Here is a 24,906-nt window from a genome sequence, read left to right on the forward strand (position 1 = left end):
CTCCAAAGAATGACACGCTAAGGGATTTTGTGGATATACAATCTGGTGAGATTTACGGCAAGCAGGCATCAGGTAAGTTTGTGATGTATCACGTGCTTAAAGTGAGCAAGCATGTGATCACATTGCAGAATATAGATAACCCCCTGAGCCTGTTTGAGACAACCACGCAAAAACTACTTGCCTCAGGCTACATCCGCGTTAGCCAAACCCCGTATATTGATACGCAAACCACCACAGCAAAAAAACGTAAAGCTTCGCGCAAGCCGAACAGGTGCCCTTTTACACTGGATTTTCTTGAAGATCGCGCGGATAGCGAAAAACCTAAACCGGTATTCGCCGACCTATTTGCCTGACAACTTAGAGTTTCTTAATGCCTATTAGGCGGTGACGCCCACAGATCATGTCCATCGGAGCTGGTGATTTGCGCTTCCACCATATCGCCAGGCTGCAATCCATCTGCTCCAGATAAGTAAACAACGCCATCGATCTCGGGCGCATCTGCACTTGTACGGCCAATAGCTTCATCACCATCGACTTCATCGACAAGCACCATTTCAATTCTGCCTATCTTTTGTTGCAGCTTTTGCGCGCTGATTTCTTCCTGCACTTCCATAAACCGAGCCAAGCGCTCTTGTTTTAAAGATTCTGGCACGGGGTTATCCAGTTGATTTGCAGGCGCACCATCGACAGGAGAATAAGCAAAACCCCCGACACGATCCAGCTGAGCTTCACGCAAAAAGTTTAGCAACTGCTCGAAATCATCGTCCGTTTCGCCGGGGAAGCCAACAATGAATGTGCTACGAATCGTAATATCAGGGCAAACTTCACGCCACGAATTGATTCTAGCCAGATTGTTTTCGCTACTAGCTGGGCGCTTCATTGCCTTTAAGATGCGCGGACTTGCATGCTGAAATGGAACATCAAGATACGGTAATATCAACCCATCCGCCATCAGAGGAATAATTTCATCCACATGTGGGTATGGATAAACATAATGCATACGAACCCATACACCAAGCTCACCTAGTGCACTGGCCAGATCAGTCATACGTGTTTTTATCGGACGACCATTCCAGAAACCTGTACGGTATTTAACATCGACACCATACGCACTGGTGTCTTGGGAGATCACCAGCAGCTCTGAAACACCTGCCTTCACAAGATTTTCTGCCTCTTGCATAACATCGCCGATGGGGCGGCTCACCAGGTCGCCACGCATTGAAGGGATGATGCAAAAACTACAGCGATGATTACATCCCTCAGATATCTTGAGGTATGCGTAATGTTTAGGCGTTAAACGAATACCTTGCGGTGGTACTAAATCTGTATATGGATCATGCAGTTTAGGTAAATTCGCATGTACGGCTGTCATGACTTCTTCAAGGGCATGCGGCCCTGTAACGGCAAGTACACTCGGGTGCGCATTCTTTACGACACCTGCCTTGGCACCCAAACAACCAGTGACAATCACTTTACCGTTCTCAGTCAGCGCTTCACCTATGGCATCTAAAGACTCTTGCACGGCGCTGTCTATAAAGCCACAAGTATTCACTACGACCAGATCAGAATCCTGATATGACGATGAGATGGCATAGCCCTCTGCCCGCAACTGGGTCAGGATACGTTCTGAATCTGAAGATGCCTTAGGGCATCCTAAAGAGACAAAACCAACTTTGGGTACTGATTGATTCATAATAAATTAACTTTTTGAATAGGCAAAAATTGAGTAGCGCGCAACCTACTCAAGTACAAACTTGGTAAGGGCAATAGAGGCGATACCAAGTACGATCAATACGACTTGCTGGATAGTCGCCTTTAACTCTGTGCGTTTATGCAATCCTGGGATCAAATCTGCAACCGCAACATAGATCATGCTAGCTGCGGCCAATCCTAATATCGATGGAATCCACTCGTGCACAGTCTGCAAACTAAAATAAGCAATTAGCCCGCCAACTACTGTGGCAAAACTAGAGAATAGATTAAAAAATAAAGCGCGTTTTTTACTATAGCCAGAGTGCAGCAATATCAGGAAATCCCCTACTTCCTGAGGAATCTCGTGCGCGATAATAGCAATCGCTGTGACGAAGCCGAGTTTCACATCCGTCATAAAAGCGGCGGCAATCAAAATACCATCGACGAAATTATGGAAAGTGTCACCCACCATGATCATCATGCCACTACGTCCATGATCATGCTCCTCATGTTTATGAGCGTGTGTGTGATTGTGCTCAACGGCATGCGCCTCACACTCATCCCCATGGCAATGTCGCCAAAGTACTAATTTCTCAAGTACAAAAAATAACAAAATGCCAAACAAGACAGTTGCGGCCATGTTCTCCACACTGCTTGCCTCACTAAACGCATGCGGCAGTATCTCAAGGAAAGCTGCGCCTAGCAGCGCACCGATCGCATAGCTGATCAGCATGGGAATCCAGCTTGTACGTGTATTGAGCGCCAGAAAGGCCGCACACAAAACGCTTAATACACCGCCTGCAAGGCTGGTCAAGATAATAAGGACTAAAGTAGACATAGCGCGCAATTATACGGGATAAGCAAAATATCTCGCACTAGATTGCATAGCAGATAAACATCTTGCAAAAATTAATGAGAACGATTATCATTTGAGAAATATTTGATTCACTTTGAGATAAAAAGACCGTTATGTTGCCAGCGAAAGCCCCTGTAAAAACATGCTTACTCAAGCTATTTGATGAACTGATCGAGCATGATGGCTATGGCAATTTAAAGGTTGAAATACGTTTATTACGTAGAGGTCAGAAAGAAGTGATTATTGATTGTGGCAAACAGTATCGTTTTGTGGTGGATTTTCAACCAAATGCTGAATCTGCACTGCCACAGGATGCAACAGCATCAAGCATTAGCTAATTAAGTTTCCTGATGGCTGATCAGCCATCAAAAAATCGTCCGACGGTGTGAGACCGTGGATTTGTACTGTTGAGTTTTACGCCTGCAAGCGCCTTCATGGGGAAGGGTCAACGGCAATTTCACGAGGTTTTATCATGGCTTTATCTACTAAAGTATCCGCGCTAGCATTGGTGCTTGGCGCTGCATTCAGTTCTTCTGCATTCGCAACCGGTGATGTATGGGATTCCGCTTCTCCTTGGGGTTCAGCAACGCTTACCGACTTTGCCGGATGGTCGGTATTTAATAGCGCAAACGACACAACTGCAGACGATGCTGGCAGCGGCATTGGTAGCGTTACAGAAACTACTGGCACCGGTTTCGCAACCGGTGGCGGCAATATCTACAGCTACATGGGTAGCGGGACAAGTTTCACTATCAACCTAGCTGGCACAACTGGCGATGTGTTCGATGTATATCTACGCATTGCGACCGTCGGTTTGCTGCCAAGCACTACAGCCCTTCTTAACAACGTAGCGGCAACAAGCACTGTAGCATTCTATGAATCCCAAGGTACCGTAATGGGATCTCCGTCAGGCGAGCAGGAAGCTTACTGGGTTTGGGAGAACGTGACTGGGGCATCTCTATATACATTCCAGTTTAGCAATAGCACACCGCATGTCAGCCTAGATCAACTTCAAGTAGCAACGATTGCAGCAGTTCCAGAACCTAGCACGTACGGCATGTTGGCTCTTGGTCTTGGCGTTGTTGGCTTGTTCGGCCGTCGTAAGGGCAACAAAAAGCAATTCGCTTAATTTATCTGCATTCTGATATCCGTTAATCGCTCATAGATTAACGGATATCGAATCCCCAACGGGGTGAGTCCGTGGGTTCTTTATATATTTAGTCACGTATTCAGCATGCCTTCTTGGGGAAGGGTTGCCAAATACACAGGAAGGATAAATCATGAAATTATCTGCTTTGACATTAGCGGCAGGAATTGCTTTCAGCACTTCCGCGTTCGCGACAATGGACGAATGGGATTCGACATCCAACCCGTGGGGATCATCGACATTGGCATCTCAAGCCGAGTGGAATGAGTTCGCATGGACAAGTGCAAGCGCTTCAACAAAAACCTATAAAGATGCGACTCCTGATGTAGACGGTGCTGGTGTACTCACTGCAGTGGGCACTCCCATCATCACCTCCACATCAAACATCTATAGCTGGCAGGAAACCCCTATCTCTTACAGTGTTGCATTAGCGGGGACAGTGGGCGATGTATTCGATGTGTATTTGCGTGTTGCAACATTAGGTTTAGCGCCATCTACTAGCGCTTATCTCAATGGAGTAGCAGCTACCGCTGTCGAAACATTCTATGAGTATAACGGTACGCAGTTTGGCATGGTTGATGCGGAGCACGAGTTTTACTTCAAGTGGAGCAATGTAACAGGTACCTCTTTATATACATTCTCTTGGAAAGACACTACGGCCCACACAAGCCTCGACCAACTGGCTGTTGCAACGGTGAAGGTGACAGCTCCTGTAGTCGCCGTACCTGAACCTAGCACCTACGGCATGATGGCTATTGGTCTAGGTCTAATCGGATTCATGGGTCGCCGTTCACGCAAGCAAAGACTTGCTTAATTAGTAAGCACTTATCCAGCCCATTCCTATGAACATCATGTTCAGAAGGTGTGCTGGATTTTTTCACTCAGCACACTCTACCCTTTTTTATGAAATCACTCGCTGGACTTGTAAAGTTCGTATCCTCTGCATGCTGGCTCAGCATATTGATTGGGATATCCGTACCCAGTCAGGCGCAGGATATGGCAAGTAACGTCCAAGAGAAAGTAGCTGCCGAAAACAAGACCCAGCAACTTGCACCGCCAAAAGACTCTAGTCCTCACGATGCAACGGATAAAACAGCTGTCTTACCTGAGGTCAAAGTGAACAGCAGTCGCATCAAGGATAAGCGCATTAACAAAACACAATCTATCACCACGGTGACATCAGAAGAGTTGGATAGAACCCAGCCATCTAGCATCTTCGATGCGCTACGCGATGTTCCAGGCGTAAGTATTGACGGTGGGCCTCGGCTTACTGGAATGTCGTTTAATATTCGCGGGTTTTCCGACAACGAAGATGTAGCAGTAAAAGTCGATGGGGTACAAAAAAACTTCGAGAAGTACCGAATGAGCGGTACATTCGTTGAGCCAGAACTCCTCAAAGCCATAGAAGTACAACGCGGTCCGCAAATTGCCAGCGGCTCCGGTTCACTTGGCGGCACGATTTTGGCAACGACCAAGGATGCAGCCGATCTACTTGCACCAGGTCAGCGCTATGGTGGAAAGGCAAAATTCGGTTACGGCAACAATAATGACGAATATTCCAGATCATATATAGGCTATGCACGCCCGATTGATCAGGTTGACATTCTCTACAACTACTCCAACCGTCAATCAAACGATATTATGCAGGGAGATAACGAGCCACTGCCCTACTCATCTGTGCAATCTGTCTCACACTTGCTAAAGCTCAGTATTTTCCCTACGGACACATTGCAGTTCACGACTTCCATCGTCAAATATGAGCAGGGAAAAACCATACAACTGTATGACTCAATCAGTGAATTTAATACCCAATTCGGCTATGTGTTACGAGCTATTGATGAATTAACAATTTCCGAAACAATGACCTTCAAACCAGATACGCCATGGATAGACTTAAAAGCCACGCTAGGGAAAGGTCATACGAATAACGACGAGACCACCCCGTTTGGATGGCCGAGAAATACACTAAGCCAGTCTGGGACTTATTACTGTGATGGCTTCATCCGGCGACGTATCAACAATAACGTGGCCTCTACCGCAGCGGCATCCGCAGCAAACTGTCGTGGAGACCGATATGAGTTGTATGAATTTGAGAACACGACAGTCGATATCGCAAATACCGCCAAACTCTATCAAGGCGATGACCTGAAGATAGGCATCTTGAAAGGACTACAGTACCTTAAACAGGATCGTTCTGTGGCGCTGGATTTTGAGAATCCGGCTTCATTGGCTGTGTATGCTGGCTATATCCCTGTTTCTGGCACAAAAACAACTCGCGCTGCCTATATCCAGCCAAGACTAGAGTGGAAAGGCTGGAATATCGTACCCGGCATCAGAGAAGATCGCGTAATACTGGAAGCAACGGACGACACGTTAAAAGGCTTGGAACAGGCAAACCAGGCAAACAGGATCCATCTCAACGAAAGAACCTATAGCTTGGGGATAGCGTATGACGTCATCCCCAAGCGACTGACAGTGTTCAGTAATTATGGGCAAGCATTCCGTCCACCTTCAATGGAGTATCAGTATTTTTCCAACAACGGCAGGATATCAGGTGTACCAATAAGTACGAGCCCCTGCCCTCCAGGTGCGTCATGCGATGATACCTACAAGGTACAACGCTCAGAGAATACAGAAGTCGGGGTTAGCTATCTCAACCCCAATCTTTTTGACCAGCAAATCCAGCTTACGAGCAAAGCGACATTCTTCCATATTCACACGAGCAACCTGATCAACTCATGGCAAATGGCAAATGGCGTCACATCACAAAATGGCAAGGAAACCCGTAACGGCTGGGAGTTTGAAAATAGCCTTGCATACAAATACTTATATGCAAGGGCAAGCTACTCCCGTATCACAGGGACAGTCACCATGCCAACTCAGGAGTTTCCGGTATACACGATTCCCGGACGTACGCTCAACCTAAGTCTGGGAATGCGAATTGGCGATCAATGGGATGCAAACATCAGCTACCGCAAAGTTGGGGAGCGGCAGTATTTGACCAGCATCCCGCCTGCATACACGTTTGCTACTCAGGATAATTACGAGCTGTTCAATGCAGGCATACGATGGGCACCCAACCGTAATCTGGCGTTCCGTGTGATAGGAGAAAATCTCGGCAATAAACTGTACTACCTTGATGGGGGTTTCGCTGGAACCTTGGGGCTCGTGGGTGCAGGGCGGAACATAAAATTTGTAACAGAACTGACTTACTAAACCATAAATTCTTAAGTTTAATGATACCAAGAGGAGGCATCGAAGATGACACAACCATTAGAGCATGAGAAACAATACCAAGCATTTCACGCGATCAAGCAAGAGAAAAAATTACGCAACCGCGAAGCGGCGCAAGCTTTAGGTATTAGTGAAGGTGAAGCCATTGCAAACGCAATTGGCCGCGAAGCAATCAGGTTACGTGGGCCATTCAATGAACTAATCGCGGATGTACCAAAGCTTGGCCGCGTCATGGCATTGACCCGCAACGAAGGTACTGTGCACGAGAAGATCGGTACTTATGCAAATGTATCTTATGACCACGTAGGCTTGGTCGTTGGTCCAGATATCGATTTGCGTCTTTTTTACTCACAATGGAAGCACGGTTACGCTGTCACTGAAGAATCACCTAAAGGTACGCAACGCAGCTTGCAGTTCTATGATGCAAGCGGTATAGCCGTACATAAGATTCATCTAAAAGAATTCAGCGATGTTGATGGCTGGAACTGGTTAGTCGAAGCGTACCAGCATACCGACCAAGCGCCTGGGCAAACAGTCACGCCGCCAAATGCTCCACACAAAGCAAAACCAGATAGCGAGATCGATCAAAAAGGGTTTGCTGACGCCTGGTTGGCGATGAAAGATACGCACGACTTCTTTATGCTGTTGAGAAAGTTTGGCGTGACCCGTACACAAGGTCTACGTTTGGCGCCTGAAGGCCACGCATGGCGCGTAAGCAACGATGCAGTAAAGCAAGTATTAGAAACAGCTGCCGCAGATAACACAAGCATCATGTGCTTTGTCGGCAATCATGGCAATATCCAGATCCATACTGGCCCAATTAAAAACGTGAAAGAAATGGGGTCATGGATCAATGTATTGGACGAAAACTTTAATCTTCACCTACGCATGGATCTAATTGCTGATAGCTGGGTTGTCAGAAAACCTACCGATGATGGTATCGTTACATCATTAGAGTTATTTGATGCGGATGGCGAGATCATGGCGCAGTTCTTCGGTGAGCGTAAACCGGGAAAACTGGAGCTGGATGCATGGCGCAATATCATTCAGCAATTACCTGCTTTAGCTTAAAGGAAAGCATATGAAATACTGTCTGTTATTGACGAGCCTTGTGCTGACGATAGCAAGCGGAGTGGCAGAGGCTGCCGAGCGGTTATTGACCATCGGCGGCTCCGTGACAGAGGTCGTATATGCATTAGGGAGAGGCGATGAGATCGTGGCCACGGACATCACCAGTTATTATCCTGAGCAGACAAATAAACTACCCAAGATAGGCTATATGCGCACGCTATCGGCAGAGGGGTTATTGTCGATGTCCCCTACCCTCATCATTGCAGATGCAGGGGCCGGGCCGGTAAATGTGCTAGACCAGATTCGCAGTGCAGGTGTTAAAGTCATTCAATTAAAAGAAGGCCATACACCTGCGCAGGTAGCGACTAATATTCGCTTTATCGGCCAGCAGTTAAATGCAGCCAATACTGAAAAAGTAGCTGCTCAGTATGAAGCTGCTTGGCAGGCGGCAGAGGCAAAGATAGCAGCATTGAAAACGAACCCGCGTGTATTGTTCGTGCTGGATCACACAGGAAAAAGTCCACAGGCTGCCGGGAACGAGACGGCTGCAGATGCCTTGATCAAACTAGCCAATGCCACAAACGTCATGTCTGGATTATTCAATGGCTATAAACCACTGACAGCGGAATCTATCGTTGCTGCGTCACCTGATGTCATCATCACGACATCTGAGGCGATTCAGGCAAGCGGTGGTATAGATACGTTTCTGAATAAACCTGGCTTGGCGCTTACGCCAGCCGGCAAGGCGAAACGTGTAGTGAGCTATGATTCTTTATATCTGTTAGGCTTTACGCCTCGCTTACCTAATGCAGTGAGCGATCTAGCAACTGCGATTCGTAAGCAATGACAGCGATATCAACAGTGTCTATACCGCTTAAACCACAGCTTGGCATCAGCGCACGAAACAGTATCTTGTTAACGCTTTTTGTCGCTTTGATTTTCACGTTGATCATTTCAGCAGGCATCGGTGCAGTACAGATTCCCGCCTCACGCGTGCTGGAGTTGCTGACAATACCGCCATTTTCAGATAAGTGGCAAAGCATTCCCCAAGAATATATGCAGCAAGCCATGGTTTTATGGAATATTCGTTTACCAAGACTGTTATTGGGCGTGCTGACGGGTGCATCACTTGCCGTATCAGGCGCAGCAATGCAGGCGCTACTACGTAATCCATTGGCTGAACCAAGTTTGGTTGGTGTTTCAGGTGGTGCAGCGGTATTTGCAGCGGCAGGGATCGTCTTAGGTGGCACGTGGATGCCCGCATTACACAATTTGATTGGCGAATTCGCACTGCCCTCTTTTGCCTTTATTGGTAGCCTAGGTGTGACTGTGCTTATTTTTGCGATATCCACTCGTCAAGGCCGCACATCAGTCGCATTGATGTTGTTAGCAGGTATTGCCATCAGTTCCCTCTGCATCGCACTTATTGGCCTGCTTACATTTTTGGCAACAGATATTCAGATTCGCACACTCAATTTCTGGTCTTTGGGTAGCTTAGGCGCTGCTACTTGGCCTATGGTATCCATGGTTGTTTGTTTGGCGGGTATATCAGTCGTCGTATTACTCAAACAAGCTGGTGCATTGAATACTTTGGCCTTAGGTGAAGTGCAGGCACAGCTATTAGGCGTTTCCGTTAAAAAACTTAACCGTTTATGTATCGCTACAATTGCCCTATCAGTGGGTGCTGTGGTTTCGGTTACCGGCATCATCGGTTTCATTGGTTTGGTAGCACCTCATTTGGTCAGATTAACATTCGGGCCAGATCAAAGATTGGTGATGCCTGCATCGGCTCTAGTGGGTGCAATACTCGTTTTATTATCAGATCTTATTGCACGCACGATCTCGGCTCCAACCGAGATTCCTGTAGGCATTATTACCGCCTTATTAGGTGTACCTTTCTTCCTCGTATTGCTCTTCCGCATGCGCCGTAAGATCGGCATCTGAGCTCAATATCCAAGTAAAGAATCCACCACTATGCTCGAAATATTGAATGCCAGCCTTAAAGTAGGACATCGAAGCTTACTAGACAACATCAGTTTCACCATTCAGCCCGGTGAGTTCGTCGCTGTGTGCGGGCCGAATGGCGCAGGCAAAAGCTCATTGATTCGTTTGATCTCAGGTGAAATAAAGCCTGCAAATGGTCATGTACGCTGGCATGGCAAAGATATCGCTGCATGGAATCTATTGCATCTCGCACGCCATCGAGCCCTATTGCAACAACGTTGTGAAGTGGGATTCGATTACACCGCGATGGAAGTGATCTTGCTGGGGCGTCATCCTCATCATCAAGGAGCAACCAGAAATGTGGATGTCAGGATCGCAGAACTTGCGCTAGCTGAAGTGGAAGGCCGCCATCTAGCTGACCAGATATACAGCACCCTTTCAGGCGGTGAACAAGCACGGGTGCAAATGGCAAGAGTGTTGGCTCAAATATGGGAACCCTCAGACTCGCCAAAACTGTTATTGCTCGACGAACCTACAGCGGCACTAGACCCACGTCAGCAACATCGTATTCTCTCTGTAGCAAAGCAATGGGCGCGCAAAGGCGATGTAGCGGTTGTTGCTATCGTGCATGACCTTAATCTTGCAGCACAATATGCTGATCGTATCGCCCTTTTGCGTGAAGGCAAGCTGCAAACAATTGATACTGTACATGCTGTTGTCACACCTGAAGCGGTCGAAGCATGCTTCGACTTACCATGCGTATTATTGACGCACCCTGATGGCGGAACACCGATGGTGGCTGCAAGGCGAAATATAAATTAGGTATACATCATGTCAAATTTAAAAACCAGAGAGATCAAAGCGTTCGTCCCGGCAAAAGACTTTGCATTGTCGCAGCAGTTCTATACAGATATTGGCTTTGAGAAAAGATCAGAAGGTAGCGGTGTCGCGTATTTTTGTTTTGAGCATTGCGCATTTCTGCTACAGGATTTTTATGTGCAGACATACGCTGAGAATTTCATGATGCATCTATTGGTAGATGACGTGGAAGCATGGCATCAAGCCATTATTGCCTCTAATATTGCTGAGAAATATGGCGCGCGCGTATCCAATATCGTGGTTCAACCGTGGAAGATGCGAGACTTCACATTCAACGACCCTAGCGGCGTACTATGGCGTATCGGCCAAAATATCTGGGATTGATCACTCCATCCAGATAAGGGTTGCCATGCGCCCTGTTGCGCCGTCCCGACGATAAGAGAAGAAATTCTCTTTATCTGTATAGGTGCATAGGCCGCCGCCATATACATTTGTCACGCCAACTTGTTGTAACCGTTGGCGAGCCAGAAAATACATATCCCCCAGCCATTTATCGCCTGTAGCTACGAAAGCGCGGACGGCATTGCTATCTTTACTTATAAACGCCTCACGAACTTCAGAGCCGACCTCAAATGCATTTGGTCCGATCGCGGGGCCTAACCATGCCATCAATGGCTCAGTAGCATGCATCGTGTTTACCGTGGACTCGATAACACCATCAAGCAAGCCTTTCCACCCGGCATGTATTGCCGCGACGACTGTACCAGCTTCATCACACAACAAAACAGGCAAACAATCTGCCGTCATGACCGCACATACAGTTCCACGGGCTTTTGTATAAGAGGCATCTGCACTTGGCAAGCAGCTCGCTGTTGCTGCATCTAATGCTACAACACCATGCACTTGGTTCAGCCATAAAGGCTCACTGGGCACAAAAGTATTCAATCGCTGGCGATTACTTGCAACATTCAAAGGATTATCTTGCACATGATCGCCAAGATTCAAACTATCGTATGGCGCATGACTAATGCCGCCGTGACGTGTTGTTTGTAAAGTCTTGACGTTAGCAGGCGCAGGCCAGTCAGGAATGATCAGATCCGATTTATTCAACATCCTCGTCTTCCTCGTCTAGCAGGCCATCGTCAGGGAAATCATCTTCAGACCCGAAATCAAACTCTTCATTATCGAACTCTTCATCATCATAGACATCTTCCACACGCATAGCTTCAAGCATGGCTTTCATATCTTGTGGCAACTCCGCTTGCCACTCCATCGCCTCACCAGTCGCAGGATGGATCAATCCAAGCTTCACAGCATGCAATGCCTGACGATTAAAGCCCTGCAATGCATCCTTCAATGTTTGCGTCATCGCGCGCAAGGGCACGATGCCACGCATGCCATACACAGGGTCACCCAGCATAGGCGCTTGCAGGTACTGCATGTGGACACGAATCTGGTGTGTTCGCCCAGTTTCAAGAACACAGCGTAAATAAGTGTGTACCGCGAAACGTTCCAGCACCTCATAATGCGTTACAGCCGCTTTGCCTGTGCGATTCACGGCCATCTTGGTACGTGCGTGCGGATGACGGCCTATCGGCTGATCTACTTTGCCATTACGCCATATCTGTCCCCAGACAATCGCACGATATTCGCGTTTGACTGTTCGCGCTTGCAACTGTCTGACCAAGCTTGTCTGTGCCTCTAACGTCTTCGCCACAACCAGCAAACCACTGGTGTCTTTATCAAGACGATGCACGATACCTGCCCGCGGTACATCTTTTAAATGCGGTGCATGAAATAGTAAGGCATTAAGCAGCGTACCATCCCAATTACCCGCAGCAGGATGCACCACCAAGCCAGCAGGTTTGTTAATCACCAGTATATGGTCATCTTCATAGACGATATCCAGTGGAATATCTTGTGCGGTATATGCGCTGGACTCTGGCAAAACCTGAGGTATGAGAGCAACTTTCTCGCCTCCCCATACTTTCAGTTTTGCGGTGACAGCTTGCTGATCAACAGTGACAAGGCCATCCTTGATCCAGCTTTGCAAACGGGATCGCGAATGCTCAGGCATCATTTTCTGTAATGCCTGATCAAGGCGTAAACCACCTAAATCTTGTGGGATAATGAGAGTGATAGTAGTGTCGGTCATCGGTTATAATCTGGTAATTATGTATTGTGCTTGAGTTATATAACTTGGCCATCTAAATTTGTAACTTGGTCATCTAACCTGGATTGTTTATGAAGCATAGTTTAGCGTTTATTTTAGCCCTCTGGCTTACTGGCTGCGCCATTTTCGGCGACCCGACTGAAATCGATGAAACAAAAGGCTGGGATGCGCAACGCATATACACTGAAGCCGCCGCCAAGATGACTGATCGGGATTACGACAAAGCCATCAAATATTTTCAAGCACTTGAATCACGCTATCCGCATGGTCGCTATGCAACTCAAGCCCAGCTTGAGATGATCTATGCCTATTTCAAAAAGAGCGATCCAGCATCCACGATTGCAGCAGCAGACCGCTTTATAAAACTACACCCTAACCATCCAAACATCGATTACGCCTACTATATGAAAGGCTTAGCCACCTTCAATGAGCGTGGAGTCATCGAAAAACTGACAAAACAACAGATCAGTGACCGTGATCCTAAAGCATTGAAAGAATCTTTTCTTTCGCTTAAAGAACTCACTACCCGCTATCCCAATAGCCGCTACATTAAAGACGCAACCTTGCGTATGACTTACTTAGTCAACACACTGGCAAGCTATGAGCTTAGTGTCGCGCGTTATTACATGAAGCGCCAAGCTTACGTTGCTGCACTAAATCGCGCCAAGTACGTGCTTGAGTACTATCCTGACTCCCCAAGCGTTGAAGAAGCATTAGTCATCATGATCAGCGCTTATGACCTGCTTAGCATGGATGATCTCAAACAAGATACCTTACGCGTCCTAGAAGCAAACTATCCTGACAGCAAGATGCTGGGTAAAGGCATCCCTGAGGATAAACGCGTCTGGTGGAAATTCTGGGAAAGCCTTTACAACGATTAAGGCTTGAAGTCTTTTAGTTTAAACCTGCTTTAAAGTAGGTTTAAACTCTTCAGGAAATCAGAAAACACCTAAATTAACGTTTGGGTGTTTTTTTTGCGCTTCTTGCAGGTCTGGCTTTATTCGCTACTGCTTTTTTTTCCACACTCGATTTTACTGCGCTTGATTTTACTATGCTGGGTTTTACCGGCGTACCATCACGCTCAGCATTCTTTCTGGCATTCAATTCGGCGCGTTGTGCAGTCTTACGGCGGCGCATACTGACGATACCCTCGCCCTTCTTGCGTGTACCTTCTGGATCAGCAAATGGGTTGGCACCTTGATTGAACTGCACCCTTAATGGGGTCCCCGTCAATTGGAATACCTTACGGAATACACCCTCAAGAAAGCGCTTGTAACTATCTTTTACGCCATCAACGTGATTACCATGCACCACCACAATAGGCGGGTTACTCCCGCCTTGGTGCGCATAGCGCAATTTAGGGCGGATGCCTTTACTGATGGGCGGCTGATGCTGAATCGTCGCATCGATGAGAACACGCGTAAGCTGAGGCGTAGATAACTTAGCCATCGCAGCTTTATAGGCTCCATCGACGGACGTAAACAACTCAGGCAAGCCTTTTTTCTTTAGTGCCGAGATATAGTGGAATTTCGCGAAATCCAGAAACTGGAGTTTGCGATCGATCTCGCGCTTGATCCAATCACGCTCATCATCTTTCAGGCCATCCCATTTATTGATGGCAACAACCAGTGCACGACCCGTATCGAGAATGTAAGCGGCAACGTGCGCATCCTGCTCAGTGATACCTTCTTGCGCATCTACCACTAAAATAGCGACATTGGCTTCTTCAATGGCTTGCATCGTCTTGACGACTGAGAATTTTTCAACCGCTTCAAAGACTTTACCGCGCTTACGCACACCAGCCGTATCGATAATGGTGTATTTTTTGCCGTCTTTTTCTAAATCGATGTGAATAGAATCACGTGTGGTACCTGGTTCATCAAACGCAATCACACGCTCTTCACCGAGCAATGCGTTGACTAAGGTAGATTTGCCAACGTTAGGACGGCCGACAATCGCTACTTTAGGAATACGAGTAGCGCGCTTTTCATCTGAGTCATCTTCTTCGTCTGGTTCCACAAATGGCTCTAAGGCGAGCTCAACGATGTCGCGCACACCTTCACCATGTGCTGAAGATATGGATAACGGGTCACCTAGACCAAGTTCATGGAACTCCGCACTGACGATGGCGCGCTGCATGCCTTCAGTCTTGTTGACTGCCAGTAAGATAGGCCGCTGGCTTTTACGCAAACGTTCTGCAATGACTTTATCTTGCGGGTCTAGCCCTGCACGCCCATCTACGAGAAATATGATGACATCGGCTTCATCAATCGCCAGCAACGTTTGGCGCGCCATCTCTTTGAGAATGCCACTATCTGCGGTAGGCTCAAAACCACCTGTATCGACAACCAGAAATGGCCTCTCACCAATGATGCCACGACCATAGTGGCGGTCACGAGTCAAACCCGGCAGATCAGCGACTAAGGCATCACGGCTTTTTGTGAGGCGATTAAAAAGAGTAGATTTGCCAACATTGGGTCGGCCGACCAGAACAATGGTGGGTAGCATTTAATTATTTCAGTGAGATAGCGAACAAACCGCCATTACGTGTTTGGACTAACAGACCATTGGTACCGATCTCAGTCATTTGCGGCATGACAGCACTGTCATCTGTTTTAATTCGGGCGGCGAATGTACCTTCATCGCGATCCAGAAAATGCACATATCCTTCCACATCACCCACAGCAACCACGCTACCCATAGGTAATGGCGCACTTAATCGGCGATTGGAAAGATCACCCTGACGCCAGAAAGTCTTGCCGTTTGAGTAGTCAAGCGCATATACCGAACCAGTTGCATGTGAAAGGTAAACCCGTGCATCTTCAGAGCTTAAGCCAGTGTAGCTCGAGATATCGCGACTCCAGCCTACGCGACCAGTAGCACGATCAACAGCCGTTATTTTGCCTTGATATGCAACCGCATAAATCAAAGAGCCATCGACAACAGGTAAGCTTGTGATATCAGCAATGCGCTCGATCTCCGTTGTACCCTTAGGCTGTGCTACAGAAGCTTCCCATGCGATCTTGCCATCTTCGATACGCAAAGCAATCAGCTTACCGCCAGCAAAACCTGCATATGCCATGCCACTATCGACAGCAACACCAGCGCTGCTTCTTAAACTTAAAGCAGGGGTCGCACGCTCGTAGATCCATTTACGCTTGCCATCTATGGTGTTCAAGCCGAATATACGGCTATCGCCGCAACGCACGACCACCATGCCGCTATCTACTTTCGGCGAACTTAACACTTCACTGCTTACCTTAGATTTCCAAAGTAAAGCACCCGCTTGATCATAGGCAATCACATACCCTTTAGGCGTACCAACCAACACCAGGTTCGGGCCTAGGCCTACGCCACCAGAAAGCTTTTCCCCAACATTAACGCTCCATACCTGCTTGCCAGTAGCACCATCCACCTTGACGAGTTCGCCAGTGGCACTCGCTGCATACACGGCGCCATCTTGAGTTGCAGGAGAAAAATCAAAGTCGTCCGCTTTACCCAGCTTAATACTCCACATCACTTTAGGAAAAAGCGTTGGCTTAATTTCAGTCAATTCCGCAGGTGGATCAGCAGGCACACGGCCAAACACACGTTCAGAGAGGTCTGTTTTTATGTCCGTGATTGAGCTGCAGCCAACCAGCGTAATAGCTAGCAAGCTTACCCATAAGCCAAAAGTCTTAGTTGATTGCAAATTAACTCCCTAAAGCTTCCAGCTTGTGTTCGGTATAACGATAGTAACGGCCTTCAGCATCAAGCTTAGATAGCGCTTCTTGATAAGCCGCCTTGGCTTCATCTTTCTTGCCTTGGGCGATGAGCACATCACCTTTCAAATCAGCAAAAAGGCCATCAAAGCCTTCATCATGTTTTTCTGAAAGCGTTTTCAGGGCTTCATCATAAGATTTTTCTTCGAGCAGAATAGCGGCTAATTGAAGATTGGCCAGCGCTTGCACCTGTACTTCTTTTGCATGCTGTGCAGCCCACTGCAGTTGTGATTTGGCACTTTTAATGTCGTTGGCATCATAATTAGCTTTGGCTACCGTCAATGCAGCACGGCCAGCATAGGGTGTCGATGCATAATTGTCGATCAACTCACCTGATGCGGTTTGTATAGCTTTGGTATCTTTAGGGTCTATCATGGTCAAGGCGTCGTATTTGATCGAAGCCTGGCTTGACTGCTCATGCTGGTAATAATCCCATGACTTATAGCCAACAAGGCCAAGTATAAGCACTGTTACTGCAATGCTAACAATGCGACCATTGGCCTTCCACCATGATTTAAATGCATCAAACTGTTCTTGTTCTTCAAGATCGAGAGCCATACAAATTCCTAAATCGTCAGTTTTTTAAGTGCTTGCCATAGCTGCATGTTTGCGGCCTGGAATAGCGTTCAATAAGTTTCTTGTGTAATCCTGTGCAGGTGACTGGTAAATATCATTCACCGCACCCTGCTCGACTACTTTACCTTTGTACATCACTACAACCTCATCAGCGATATGCCGAACTACCCGCAAATCATGGCTGATGAAGATATAACTTAAACTCATCTCTTGCTGCAATTCTTTCAGCAAGAGCAGTATCTGTGCCTGTATCGAGACATCCAAAGCAGATACGGGTTCATCACAAACCACCACCTTGGGCTGCAAAATCAACGCTCTGGCTATACCAATACGTTGGCGCTGACCACCTGAGAACTCATGCGGATACTTCTGCATATCAGCTTCACTCAGCCCAACGCGCTTCAGCATGCGAATCACCTGCGCCTGCTGTTCGGCGAGAGTGCCAAGTCGATGGATCAAAAGACCCTCACCAACAATCTTGCCGATACGCATGCGCGGGTTAAGCGATGCGAATGGGTCTTGAAACACCATCTGCAAATCCCGGCGCGTATGTCGTAGCTCACTACCGGAAAGCTTAGCTAAATCCTTACCCTCGAATATCACTTCCCCACTATCAAGGGGCTGCAATTGTAACAGACATCTAGCCAAGGTGGACTTACCACTACCAGACTCACCGACCACAGCTAAAGTCGTACCCGCTTTCAATCCAATGCTGACATCATCAAGTGCCTTGACTTGCGTCGTACCAAAGCCAAATTTACCGCTACGCTGGGTATAGGTTTTAGTAAGATGATGGGCTGAAAGAATCAAATCGCTCATGCAGCTTGCCCTTCATTAAGCCATGCATAATCGATAGGCTTCAGTGGCTTCTTGCCGTCAGCATCAGGCACACAAGCCAATAAGGCTTTTGTATAAGGATGCTGTGGCTGGTTTAGCACTTGATCGACAGCCCCTGACTCAACGATCTTGCCGCGAAACATCACGACCACGTTATCTGCAATATCAGCCACTACGCCAAAATCATGGGTGATAAATAACATACCCATTTGCATACGGGTTTTAAGCTCATCAAGCAGCTTGAGTATCTGCGCCTGCACCGTCACATCCAGCGCAGTTGTTGGTTCATCCGCAATAAGCAATACCGGCTCACAGGCGATACTCATGGCGATCATTACACGCTGACGCTGACCACCGGACAACTCATCAGGATAGCTATTAACGCGCTCCGCAGGAATGCCGACTTGTTCAAGCAGGCTGGCTATACGCGCTTTCAGCATTCCACCTTTTAGTCCAAGATGTACTGTAAGGGTCTCACCAATTTGATAACCCACGGTCAATACGGGGTTAAGAGAGGTCATCGGCTCCTGGAAAATCATGCCGATACGCTTACCGCGAATCTGCTGCATCTGTTGATTCGTCAGGCGGCTGATATCTTGTCCCTGAAAATTCACTTGCCCGGCAACTTGGTTAAGCTGGGAAGATAGCAGGCCCATCACAGCAAGTGCAGTCAAGCTCTTACCACTCCCTGACTCCCCTACTACGCAGGTGGTCTTGCCAGACTCGAGCACAAAGGAAATATCATCAACCAAACAGCGCTCAGGTGCTGATTTTGGTGTAATGGTCAATCCCTCTATGCGGAGTAGTTCGCTCATTATCAAATTGGCTTAACGCCCTCTTTCAACTTTTCTATCGCAAGATCTAAAGATACGCGGCTCTGCTCACCGGCAACGATCATCGGTTTCAATGTCACTTCATTTACCACAGCTTCATCTTCACCGATAATCACAGCATACCGAGCACCACTGCGATCTGCTTTTTTCATCTGAGACTTGAAACTGCCACCACCTGCGTGCAATACAATAGAAAAACCTGCATTTCGAAATGTTTCAGCGATGCTTAGTGCTTTTTTCTCAGCAGCCTCACCGACATTGATCAAGTAAGCATCAGGGGTATGGTTAGCCGTTATTCCGTATTCCTGCATCAATAAGAAAACACGCTCAAGGCCAATACCAAAGCCACAAGCAGCAGTCTCTTCACCGCCTAAACGCTCGACCAACTTATCATAGCGGCCCCCACCTGCTATCGTACCTTGGCTACCAAGCTTGGTCGTCACCCACTCGAACACCGTGCGGTTATAGTAATCCAATCCGCGGACCAAGCGTGTATTCAGCTTGTATGCAATACCAGCATTCTCAAGATGCGCGCAGACTGCATCGAAATGCTGGCGACTTTCTATCCCTAGTATTTCTAGTAGCTTGGGCGCAGCATCAATCATCTCCTGCATACGGGGATTCTTGCTATCCAGAATGCGTAACGGGTTGGTATGAAGACGACGTTTTGCGTCCTCATCCAACAATTCTGCATACTTTTCAAAATAAGCGATCAATACTTGGCGGTATTCTGCGCGCTCAACTGCATCGCCAATCGTATTGATCTGCAATTCAACATCGGCCAATCCAAGCTCACGCCATAAGCGTGCCAGTAAGATGATCTGCTCGGCATCTACGTCAGGCGTCGCAAAACCAAAGGCTTCTACACCAATCTGGTGAAACTGGCGCTGGCGTCCTTTTTGCACATTCTCATGACGGAACATCGGGCCGCTATACCAAAGCCGCTGTGGCCCATTGTAGGTCAGACTATGTTCAACGACAGCACGTACGCAACCAGCCGTACCTTCAGGGCGTAAGGTTAATCTGTCACCGTTGAGTTTGTCTTCCCAAGAGTACATCTCTTTTTCGACGATATCGGTGTGCTCGCCAACGCTACGAATGAACAAGTCGGTAGGCTCTACCAGCGGAAGCCGGATATTACGATAGCCATATTGCGCCAGCACCTTTCTGGCAGTGTCTTCGAGCTTCTGCCATAGCGCCGTATGTTCAGGCAGTATGTCGTAGAAGCCTTTGATGCTTTGGAATTTATCAGCCATTACTTAGATTAATATTTTTGGTTCAGGAAACCGCTTTGAGCGGAATGGTTTTATATTCTTTTTGTGCCACTGGCTGCTGATGCAACTTGCCACCCACAGCATAATTCTGTCGGACGTACTCTTCTACGATCATCTGAAAGTCTTCGGCAATCGCCTCGCCTTTAAGCGTGACAGTCTTTTCACCATCCACAAAGACTGGCGCTACTGGCGTTTCACCAGTGCCCGGCAAGCTAATGCCTATATTGGCAAGTTTTGATTCACCGGGACCATTGACCACACACCCCATGACAGCAACGCTCATGGTTTCAACACCGGGATATTGACTACGCCAAACTGGCATCTGTTCGCGCAAATAACGTTGGATCTTTTGGGCAAGCTCTTGGAAGTATGTAGATGTTGTACGGCCACATCCCGGACATGCAGTGACTAATGGAGTGAATGAGCGTATGCCCATCACTTGCAGAATCTCCTGTGCCACAATAACCTCTGTAGTACGAGATTCACCGGGCTCAGGCGTTAAAGAGATACGAATGGTATCGCCAATACCTTCTTGCATGAGCAAAGAAAGTGCCGCTGTAGAAGCAACAATACCTTTTGAGCCAATCCCTGCTTCGGTAAGTCCAAGATGTAAGGGATAGTCGCAACGACTACCTAGGTCTCTGTAGACAGTGACAAGATCCTGCACGTCGCTCACCTTGCAAGAGATGATAATACGATCAGCAGGTAGGCCTATATTAATTGCCTGTTCAGCACTTTCCAACGCGGATTGAATGAGCGCTTCACGCATCAAAGCATCAGCGGAAAGCGGTTCAGCGCGTTTGCCGTTTTCATCCATCATGCGCGCCATTTTTTCTTGATCTAAGCTGCCCCAGTTCACCCCAATACGCACAGGCTTGTTGTACTTGATGGCGGCTTCGATCATGGCAGCGAACTGCTCATCTCGCCGAGAGCCTTTACCAACATTACCAGGGTTAATACGATACTTGGCCAGCGCTTCGGCACAATCAGGGTACTGTGCTAAGAGTTTGTGCCCGTTGTAATGAAAATCCCCGACAAGCGGCACATCACACCCCATGGCATCAAGCTTACGGCGGATATTAGCCACTTGTGCTGCGGCTTCTGGTGAATTCACTGTGATACGTACAACCTCAGAACCGGCCTTCCACAATTCAAATATCTGTTGCGCCGTTCCTTCTGCATCAGCGGTATCTGTATTGGTCATGGATTGCACGACAACCGGCGACTCACTACCCACCGGCACATGGCCGATCATGACTGTTTTTGTAGTTCTACGTACGATGTTTGATGACTTACCCAAGATTACTCCAACATCAACCGTACCACGTTAAGTTTATTATATGGGCTCAGGTCAAAAGGTTTATCGTTTACCGTCAATTGCGCACCTTCAGCATTGCCAATGACCACTTTAATCGGCGGCGCAGCCTCTACGCGTTGCACGCCACCTGCAGGAATCGTCCTGTTCACAATCTCATTATTAGCTTGATCAATGACACTCACCCATGTTGTATCGTTTACAGTCAGCCGAATTTTCATAACAGGTTTCGTTGATGCTACAGGTTGCACTACTGTATTTACAGATGTGTTAGGAGAGGTAGTGGCACTTGGTGATGTAATTGGTGAGGCACCAGCAGGCACAGCGGGAGTAGGCACCACAGGAGCGATAGCTGGCACAGTTGGCTTTTCCACTACAGGCTCAACAGGTGGTGCTGATTGTTGAATAACAATCGGATCGGATGCTGTGTCAGCCGCCGCTTCTCGCTCGGCAAAGGGCAAGGCAACTTCAGGCATCGGCTCATTAGAAACTGAACTATCATCAGGCGGCAGTTGCGCACTATCCTCAGAAGAAACTGCAACGGGCTGCTCTGCCTCCATATGATGGAAATAATCCATATACACCACCCAGGCACCCAAAGCCAAGGCGATCAAGATACTACCTACGATATACTTGATCCACACCGGTTTTCTGGTGCTTGATATCAATATATTGGCTGATTGCAGCGTAATCGAGTGGCTCACCTCTGATGGCGCATATACCCTGTATATATCCAGCAAAGGCTCAGGATTTATTTCCAGCAAACGCGCATAGTTGCGGATAAAGCCTCGCGTAATAGTAGCTTCAGGCAGAATTGCAAAATCGTCACTTTCCAAAGCTTTGATCTGACGCAAGCTTAGACGTAACCTGTTTGATACATCCTCTAGCGAGAGCTTTTTCTCTTCCCTTGCCGCTTGAAGCAGGACACCCAATTTAGCACTTGGTGCCGAAGCTGCCTCAAAGTTAGCGTTTAATTCTTCAACCATACTTTATCGTCCTGAAATCAAAGCTTTTGTCTGCTCAGAGCTTGGATACCTCTTTCTCAACTGTATGGCATAAGCAGTCTCAAGACTCTTATCTCCAAGCGCACGCTGGATGCGCACACCAAGCCAAAGCACATCAGCAGTCGGATCAGCACTCGCTAAAGCAAGTCGCAAGGTTTCCCCAGCTAGCCCGGCCTGACCACGATTGAATTGTATTAAAGCCAGCTGATACGCTGCCTGATAAAGTATAGGTTGAACAGCCAGTGCTTTCTCAAAGTACATCTCTGCACTTTTCTCGTCCGGTTTTTTCAGAGAGCAGATGCCTGCATTCATGTATGCAATACCAGGAGTGGCATATAAAGGATTTTTAAAGGCTTCTGAGAATTGTGCGATTGATTCATCGACTCGATTGCGGGAGCACAAAAATGAGCCATAATTATTATGGGACTCAGGATTACTAGAATCAAGCTGGATGGCTCTTCTGAAATTACTATCAGCCTTGCTATCCTCTTTTAAGGCAGCATAAACAAGCCCAAGCCCGTTATAAGCCAGAGCATAGGATGAATCTATTCTCACGGCCTCTTGAAACTCTTCCAGCGCGATAGGCAACTGGCCCTGCCCATAATAGCCTGCGCCTAATTCTGTGTGAACACGCGCACGCTCACGTGAAGGTGACTCAGTTCCATATTGGCGCGTTTGTTGCTCAGCACAACCTAATAATGTAAATAGCAACCCAAGAACAACAAAACGCTTCATGCAGCACTCTCCAAATGAATCTTACGTAATATTCGCTGCTCAGTACGCTTGGTTTTATCCTGCACTTTACCCGCTAGTTGACCACATGCTGCATCAATATCCTCACCACGTGTTTTGCGCGTTGTGACGACATAGCCAGCTTGCATCAAGATATCGCGGAATCGCCGGATATTATCAGGCGTGGAGGTATCGTAACCACTATCAGGGAAAGGATTAAAAGGAATCAGATTGAATTTGCAGGGTACATCCTTGACGATTTCAAGTAATTGTTTCGCATGTGCCTGCGTATCGTTTACCCCATCCAGCATGACATACTCAAAGGTCACAAAATCACGTGGGGCTTTTTCTAGGTAACGTTGGCACGCAGCCATCAATTCAGCAATGGGGTAGTTCTTGTTAATCGGTACGATCTCGTCACGCAGCTTATCATTGGGTGCATGCAAGGAAACAGCTAGCGCAACCGGACAATCTTCACGTAGCTTGTCCATCGCAGGCACAAGACCAGAAGTTGAAAGTGTCACGCGACGACGGCTCAAGCCATACGCAGCGTCATCCAGCATGATATGAAGCGCTGTGACTACATTACGATAGTTAGCCAGCGGTTCACCCATACCCATCATGACAACATTGCTGATGATACGGTCATCTTTGGCAAGCAAACCATAATCGGCATCTTGGCGCAGGGACTGATTAGCCAGCCATAGCTGCCCGATGATTTCTGAAACATTAAGATTACGGTTAAAACCTTGTCTACCGGTTGAGCAAAATGTACATTCAAGCGCACATCCCACTTGAGATGAAATGCATAAGGTACCGCGTGCATCTTCCGGGATAAATACGGTTTCCACACCATTACCAGCGCCTGTATCTATCAACCATTTACGTGTTCCATCGTTGGAAATCTGCTCGATTTGCACGGTCGGCGGCGTAATACTGGTTTCGCGTGCAAGCTTCTCACGCAACGGTTTGGCAATGTCGGTCATCTGTTCAAAATCAAGCACACCAAATTGATGCATCCAACGCATCAATTGCTTGGCGCGAAAAGGCTTCTCACCGATACTTTCAAAGTATTCAGTGAGTTGTTGCTTATCGAAGTTGAGCAGATTGACTGACATTTAACCTTGTCTTACAGCGAAATTAACGGCTGTAAACGTTTGATGATGCAAAGAAGTAAGCAATCTCAATCGCTGCATTCTCAGCTGAATCACTACCATGAACAGCGTTAGCATCAATGCTTTCAGCAAAATCAGCACGAATAGTGCCGGCAGCAGCTTCTTTAGGGTTAGTAGCGCCAAGCAGATCACGGTGTTTCAATACTGCGTTTTCACCTTCAAGCACTTGAATCACAACTGGGCCTGAAATCATGAATTTTACTAAGTCAGCAAAGAATGGGCGCGCTTTGTGCACAGCATAGAAACCTTCAGCATCTGCTTGTGAAAGGTGAACTAATTTTGAAGCGATGATCTTCAAGCCAGCATCTTCAAAACGTGTATAGATTTTACCGATGACGTTTTTTGCAACAGCATCAGGTTTGATAATAGAAAGGGTACGTTCAACAGCCATGATTACTCCAAAAGTTAAGACATTTAAATTACTACTAAAATACTACGGGGGAAAAGACCGTTAAAATACCAT

Annotated in this window: 26 protein-coding genes; 11 read left to right on the forward strand and 15 right to left on the reverse strand. The window is 47.4% G+C overall.

Annotated elements, in window-relative coordinates; translation table 11 throughout:
* The first annotated feature begins 29 nt into the window (after window positions 1-29).
* Window positions 30-353: a hypothetical protein gene (locus A7981_RS06740; protein ID WP_067265849.1), complete on the forward strand. Its 324-nt coding sequence runs from the start codon at window positions 30-32 to the stop codon at window positions 351-353.
* 14 nt (window positions 354-367) lie between these two features.
* Here the strand turns inward: A7981_RS06740 and rimO are convergent, their stop codons facing one another.
* A complete protein-coding gene (gene rimO / locus A7981_RS06745) occupies window positions 368-1,693 on the reverse strand; it encodes a 30S ribosomal protein S12 methylthiotransferase RimO (protein ID WP_067265854.1) in 1,326 nt (441 codons plus the stop codon).
* 45 nt (window positions 1,694-1,738) lie between these two features.
* Window positions 1,739-2,530: a ZIP family metal transporter gene (locus A7981_RS06750; protein WP_067265858.1), complete on the reverse strand. Its 792-nt coding sequence runs from the start codon at window positions 2,528-2,530 to the stop codon at window positions 1,739-1,741.
* 131 nt (window positions 2,531-2,661) lie between these two features.
* On the opposite strand from A7981_RS06750, the gene A7981_RS06755 reads away from it, so the two are divergent.
* From A7981_RS06755 to A7981_RS06795, 9 genes are all read left to right on the forward strand, one after another.
* On the forward strand, window positions 2,662-2,886 hold the full coding sequence (locus A7981_RS06755) for a hypothetical protein (RefSeq protein ID WP_067265861.1): 225 nt from the start codon (window positions 2,662-2,664) through the stop codon (window positions 2,884-2,886).
* 134 nt (window positions 2,887-3,020) lie between these two features.
* Window positions 3,021-3,677: a PEP-CTERM sorting domain-containing protein gene (locus tag A7981_RS06760; protein WP_067265863.1), complete on the forward strand. Its 657-nt coding sequence runs from the start codon at window positions 3,021-3,023 to the stop codon at window positions 3,675-3,677.
* A 151-nt stretch (window positions 3,678-3,828) separates the two neighbouring features.
* A complete protein-coding gene (locus tag A7981_RS06765; protein WP_067265865.1) occupies window positions 3,829-4,509 on the forward strand; it encodes a PEP-CTERM sorting domain-containing protein in 681 nt (226 codons plus the stop codon).
* A 182-nt stretch (window positions 4,510-4,691) separates the two neighbouring features.
* Window positions 4,692-6,911, forward strand: coding sequence for a TonB-dependent receptor plug domain-containing protein (locus tag A7981_RS06770; protein WP_082889224.1), 2,220 nt, complete (start codon window positions 4,692-4,694; stop codon window positions 6,909-6,911).
* Window positions 6,912-6,956: 45 nt separating this feature from the next.
* Complete coding sequence (locus A7981_RS06775; RefSeq protein ID WP_067265867.1) at window positions 6,957-8,000, forward strand: hemin-degrading factor; 1,044 nt, start codon at window positions 6,957-6,959, stop codon at window positions 7,998-8,000.
* A gap of 10 nt (window positions 8,001-8,010) precedes the next feature.
* The gene (locus A7981_RS06780; RefSeq protein WP_067265872.1) at window positions 8,011-8,847 is read left to right on the forward strand and encodes a hemin ABC transporter substrate-binding protein; all 837 of its coding nucleotides are present in this window, start codon (window positions 8,011-8,013) and stop codon (window positions 8,845-8,847) included.
* Entirely contained in the window at window positions 8,844-9,944 is a 1,101-nt protein-coding gene (locus A7981_RS06785; RefSeq protein WP_067265876.1) for an iron ABC transporter permease, read from the forward strand. Before A7981_RS06780 ends, A7981_RS06785 begins: the two co-directional genes overlap by 4 nt.
* A 30-nt stretch (window positions 9,945-9,974) precedes the next feature.
* A complete protein-coding gene (locus A7981_RS06790) occupies window positions 9,975-10,766 on the forward strand; it encodes a heme ABC transporter ATP-binding protein (protein ID WP_067265884.1) in 792 nt (263 codons plus the stop codon).
* Between the two features lie 9 nt (window positions 10,767-10,775).
* Complete coding sequence (locus tag A7981_RS06795) at window positions 10,776-11,147, forward strand: VOC family protein (protein WP_067265886.1); 372 nt, start codon at window positions 10,776-10,778, stop codon at window positions 11,145-11,147.
* Here the strand turns inward: A7981_RS06795 and pgeF are convergent, their stop codons facing one another.
* Both pgeF and rluD read right to left on the reverse strand, forming a co-directional pair.
* A complete protein-coding gene (pgeF, locus tag A7981_RS06800) occupies window positions 11,148-11,876 on the reverse strand; it encodes a peptidoglycan editing factor PgeF (protein WP_067265888.1) in 729 nt (242 codons plus the stop codon). It abuts the gene before it with no gap.
* Window positions 11,866-12,918 carry a 23S rRNA pseudouridine(1911/1915/1917) synthase RluD gene (rluD, locus tag A7981_RS06805; RefSeq protein ID WP_067265891.1) on the reverse strand — a complete coding sequence of 351 codons (1,053 nt, stop codon included), beginning with the start codon at window positions 12,916-12,918 and terminating at the stop codon, window positions 11,866-11,868. The genes pgeF and rluD overlap by 11 nt, the downstream gene beginning before the upstream one ends.
* Window positions 12,919-13,007: 89 nt before the next feature.
* Between rluD and A7981_RS06810 the strand changes: the two genes are divergently transcribed.
* Entirely contained in the window at window positions 13,008-13,817 is an 810-nt protein-coding gene (locus tag A7981_RS06810; protein WP_067265894.1) for an outer membrane protein assembly factor BamD, read from the forward strand.
* Between the two features lie 73 nt (window positions 13,818-13,890).
* Here the strand turns inward: A7981_RS06810 and der are convergent, their stop codons facing one another.
* From der to ndk, 11 genes are read right to left on the reverse strand one after another with little or no spacing between them, the layout of a single operon-like run.
* Complete coding sequence (gene der / locus A7981_RS06815) at window positions 13,891-15,444, reverse strand: ribosome biogenesis GTPase Der (protein WP_067265897.1); 1,554 nt, start codon at window positions 15,442-15,444, stop codon at window positions 13,891-13,893.
* 4 nt (window positions 15,445-15,448) lie between these two features.
* Window positions 15,449-16,627: an outer membrane protein assembly factor BamB gene (bamB, locus tag A7981_RS06820; protein ID WP_067265901.1), complete on the reverse strand. Its 1,179-nt coding sequence runs from the start codon at window positions 16,625-16,627 to the stop codon at window positions 15,449-15,451.
* A 1-nt stretch (window position 16,628) separates the two neighbouring features.
* Complete coding sequence (locus tag A7981_RS06825) at window positions 16,629-17,255, reverse strand: tetratricopeptide repeat protein (protein ID WP_067265904.1); 627 nt, start codon at window positions 17,253-17,255, stop codon at window positions 16,629-16,631.
* Between the two features lie 24 nt (window positions 17,256-17,279).
* Window positions 17,280-18,092: an ATP-binding cassette domain-containing protein gene (locus A7981_RS11735; RefSeq protein ID WP_082889225.1), complete on the reverse strand. Its 813-nt coding sequence runs from the start codon at window positions 18,090-18,092 to the stop codon at window positions 17,280-17,282.
* Window positions 18,089-18,925, reverse strand: coding sequence for an ABC transporter ATP-binding protein (locus A7981_RS11740; RefSeq protein WP_082889226.1), 837 nt, complete (start codon window positions 18,923-18,925; stop codon window positions 18,089-18,091). Before A7981_RS11740 ends, A7981_RS11735 begins: the two co-directional genes overlap by 4 nt.
* Before the next feature lie 2 nt (window positions 18,926-18,927).
* A complete protein-coding gene (gene hisS, locus A7981_RS06835; protein ID WP_067265908.1) occupies window positions 18,928-20,199 on the reverse strand; it encodes a histidine--tRNA ligase in 1,272 nt (423 codons plus the stop codon).
* A gap of 22 nt (window positions 20,200-20,221) precedes the next feature.
* Window positions 20,222-21,517, reverse strand: a complete 1,296-nt coding sequence (gene ispG / locus A7981_RS06840; RefSeq protein ID WP_256365547.1) for a flavodoxin-dependent (E)-4-hydroxy-3-methylbut-2-enyl-diphosphate synthase — start codon at window positions 21,515-21,517, stop codon at window positions 20,222-20,224.
* A gap of 2 nt (window positions 21,518-21,519) precedes the next feature.
* Window positions 21,520-22,518 carry a RodZ domain-containing protein gene (locus tag A7981_RS06845; RefSeq protein ID WP_067265912.1) on the reverse strand — a complete coding sequence of 333 codons (999 nt, stop codon included), beginning with the start codon at window positions 22,516-22,518 and terminating at the stop codon, window positions 21,520-21,522.
* 3 nt (window positions 22,519-22,521) lie between these two features.
* Window positions 22,522-23,271, reverse strand: a complete 750-nt coding sequence (pilW, locus tag A7981_RS06850; protein ID WP_067265916.1) for a type IV pilus biogenesis/stability protein PilW — start codon at window positions 23,269-23,271, stop codon at window positions 22,522-22,524.
* Complete coding sequence (gene rlmN / locus A7981_RS06855) at window positions 23,268-24,386, reverse strand: 23S rRNA (adenine(2503)-C(2))-methyltransferase RlmN (protein WP_067265919.1); 1,119 nt, start codon at window positions 24,384-24,386, stop codon at window positions 23,268-23,270. The genes pilW and rlmN overlap by 4 nt, the downstream gene beginning before the upstream one ends.
* A 22-nt stretch (window positions 24,387-24,408) precedes the next feature.
* Window positions 24,409-24,834, reverse strand: a complete 426-nt coding sequence (gene ndk / locus A7981_RS06860; RefSeq protein ID WP_067265924.1) for a nucleoside-diphosphate kinase — start codon at window positions 24,832-24,834, stop codon at window positions 24,409-24,411.
* Between the last annotated feature and the right edge of the window lie 72 nt (window positions 24,835-24,906).

Origin of the sequence: Methylovorus sp. MM2, assembly GCF_001648895.1 — a bacterium.
Lineage (GTDB): Bacteria > Pseudomonadota > Gammaproteobacteria > Burkholderiales > Methylophilaceae > MM1.

Excerpts from the sequence above, each read along its gene's own strand:
- rimO (WP_067265854.1), bottom strand. The coding sequence starts at position 1,693 with ATGAATCAATCAGTACCCAAAGTTGGTTTTGTCTCTTTAGGATGCCCT.
- A7981_RS06750 (WP_067265858.1), bottom strand. The coding sequence starts at position 2,530 with ATGTCTACTTTAGTCCTTATTATCTTGACCAGCCTTGCAGGCGGTGTA.
- A7981_RS06755 (WP_067265861.1), top strand. The coding sequence starts at position 2,662 with ATGTTGCCAGCGAAAGCCCCTGTAAAAACATGCTTACTCAAGCTATTT.
- A7981_RS06760 (WP_067265863.1), top strand. The coding sequence starts at position 3,021 with ATGGCTTTATCTACTAAAGTATCCGCGCTAGCATTGGTGCTTGGCGCT.
- A7981_RS06765 (WP_067265865.1), top strand. The coding sequence starts at position 3,829 with ATGAAATTATCTGCTTTGACATTAGCGGCAGGAATTGCTTTCAGCACT.
- A7981_RS06770 (WP_082889224.1), top strand. The coding sequence starts at position 4,692 with ATGGCAAGTAACGTCCAAGAGAAAGTAGCTGCCGAAAACAAGACCCAG.
- A7981_RS06775 (WP_067265867.1), top strand. The coding sequence starts at position 6,957 with ATGACACAACCATTAGAGCATGAGAAACAATACCAAGCATTTCACGCG.
- A7981_RS06780 (WP_067265872.1), top strand. The coding sequence starts at position 8,011 with ATGAAATACTGTCTGTTATTGACGAGCCTTGTGCTGACGATAGCAAGC.
- A7981_RS06785 (WP_067265876.1), top strand. The coding sequence starts at position 8,844 with ATGACAGCGATATCAACAGTGTCTATACCGCTTAAACCACAGCTTGGC.
- A7981_RS06790 (WP_067265884.1), top strand. The coding sequence starts at position 9,975 with ATGCTCGAAATATTGAATGCCAGCCTTAAAGTAGGACATCGAAGCTTA.
- A7981_RS06795 (WP_067265886.1), top strand. The coding sequence starts at position 10,776 with ATGTCAAATTTAAAAACCAGAGAGATCAAAGCGTTCGTCCCGGCAAAA.
- pgeF (WP_067265888.1), bottom strand. The coding sequence starts at position 11,876 with ATGTTGAATAAATCGGATCTGATCATTCCTGACTGGCCTGCGCCTGCT.
- rluD (WP_067265891.1), bottom strand. The coding sequence starts at position 12,918 with ATGACCGACACTACTATCACTCTCATTATCCCACAAGATTTAGGTGGT.
- A7981_RS06810 (WP_067265894.1), top strand. The coding sequence starts at position 13,008 with ATGAAGCATAGTTTAGCGTTTATTTTAGCCCTCTGGCTTACTGGCTGC.
- der (WP_067265897.1), bottom strand. The coding sequence starts at position 15,444 with ATGCTACCCACCATTGTTCTGGTCGGCCGACCCAATGTTGGCAAATCT.
- A7981_RS06825 (WP_067265904.1), bottom strand. The coding sequence starts at position 17,255 with ATGGCTCTCGATCTTGAAGAACAAGAACAGTTTGATGCATTTAAATCA.
- A7981_RS11735 (WP_082889225.1), bottom strand. The coding sequence starts at position 18,092 with ATGAGCGATTTGATTCTTTCAGCCCATCATCTTACTAAAACCTATACC.
- A7981_RS11740 (WP_082889226.1), bottom strand. The coding sequence starts at position 18,925 with ATGAGCGAACTACTCCGCATAGAGGGATTGACCATTACACCAAAATCA.
- hisS (WP_067265908.1), bottom strand. The coding sequence starts at position 20,199 with ATGGCTGATAAATTCCAAAGCATCAAAGGCTTCTACGACATACTGCCT.
- A7981_RS06845 (WP_067265912.1), bottom strand. The coding sequence starts at position 22,518 with ATGGTTGAAGAATTAAACGCTAACTTTGAGGCAGCTTCGGCACCAAGT.
- pilW (WP_067265916.1), bottom strand. The coding sequence starts at position 23,271 with ATGAAGCGTTTTGTTGTTCTTGGGTTGCTATTTACATTATTAGGTTGT.
- rlmN (WP_067265919.1), bottom strand. The coding sequence starts at position 24,386 with ATGTCAGTCAATCTGCTCAACTTCGATAAGCAACAACTCACTGAATAC.
- ndk (WP_067265924.1), bottom strand. The coding sequence starts at position 24,834 with ATGGCTGTTGAACGTACCCTTTCTATTATCAAACCTGATGCTGTTGCA.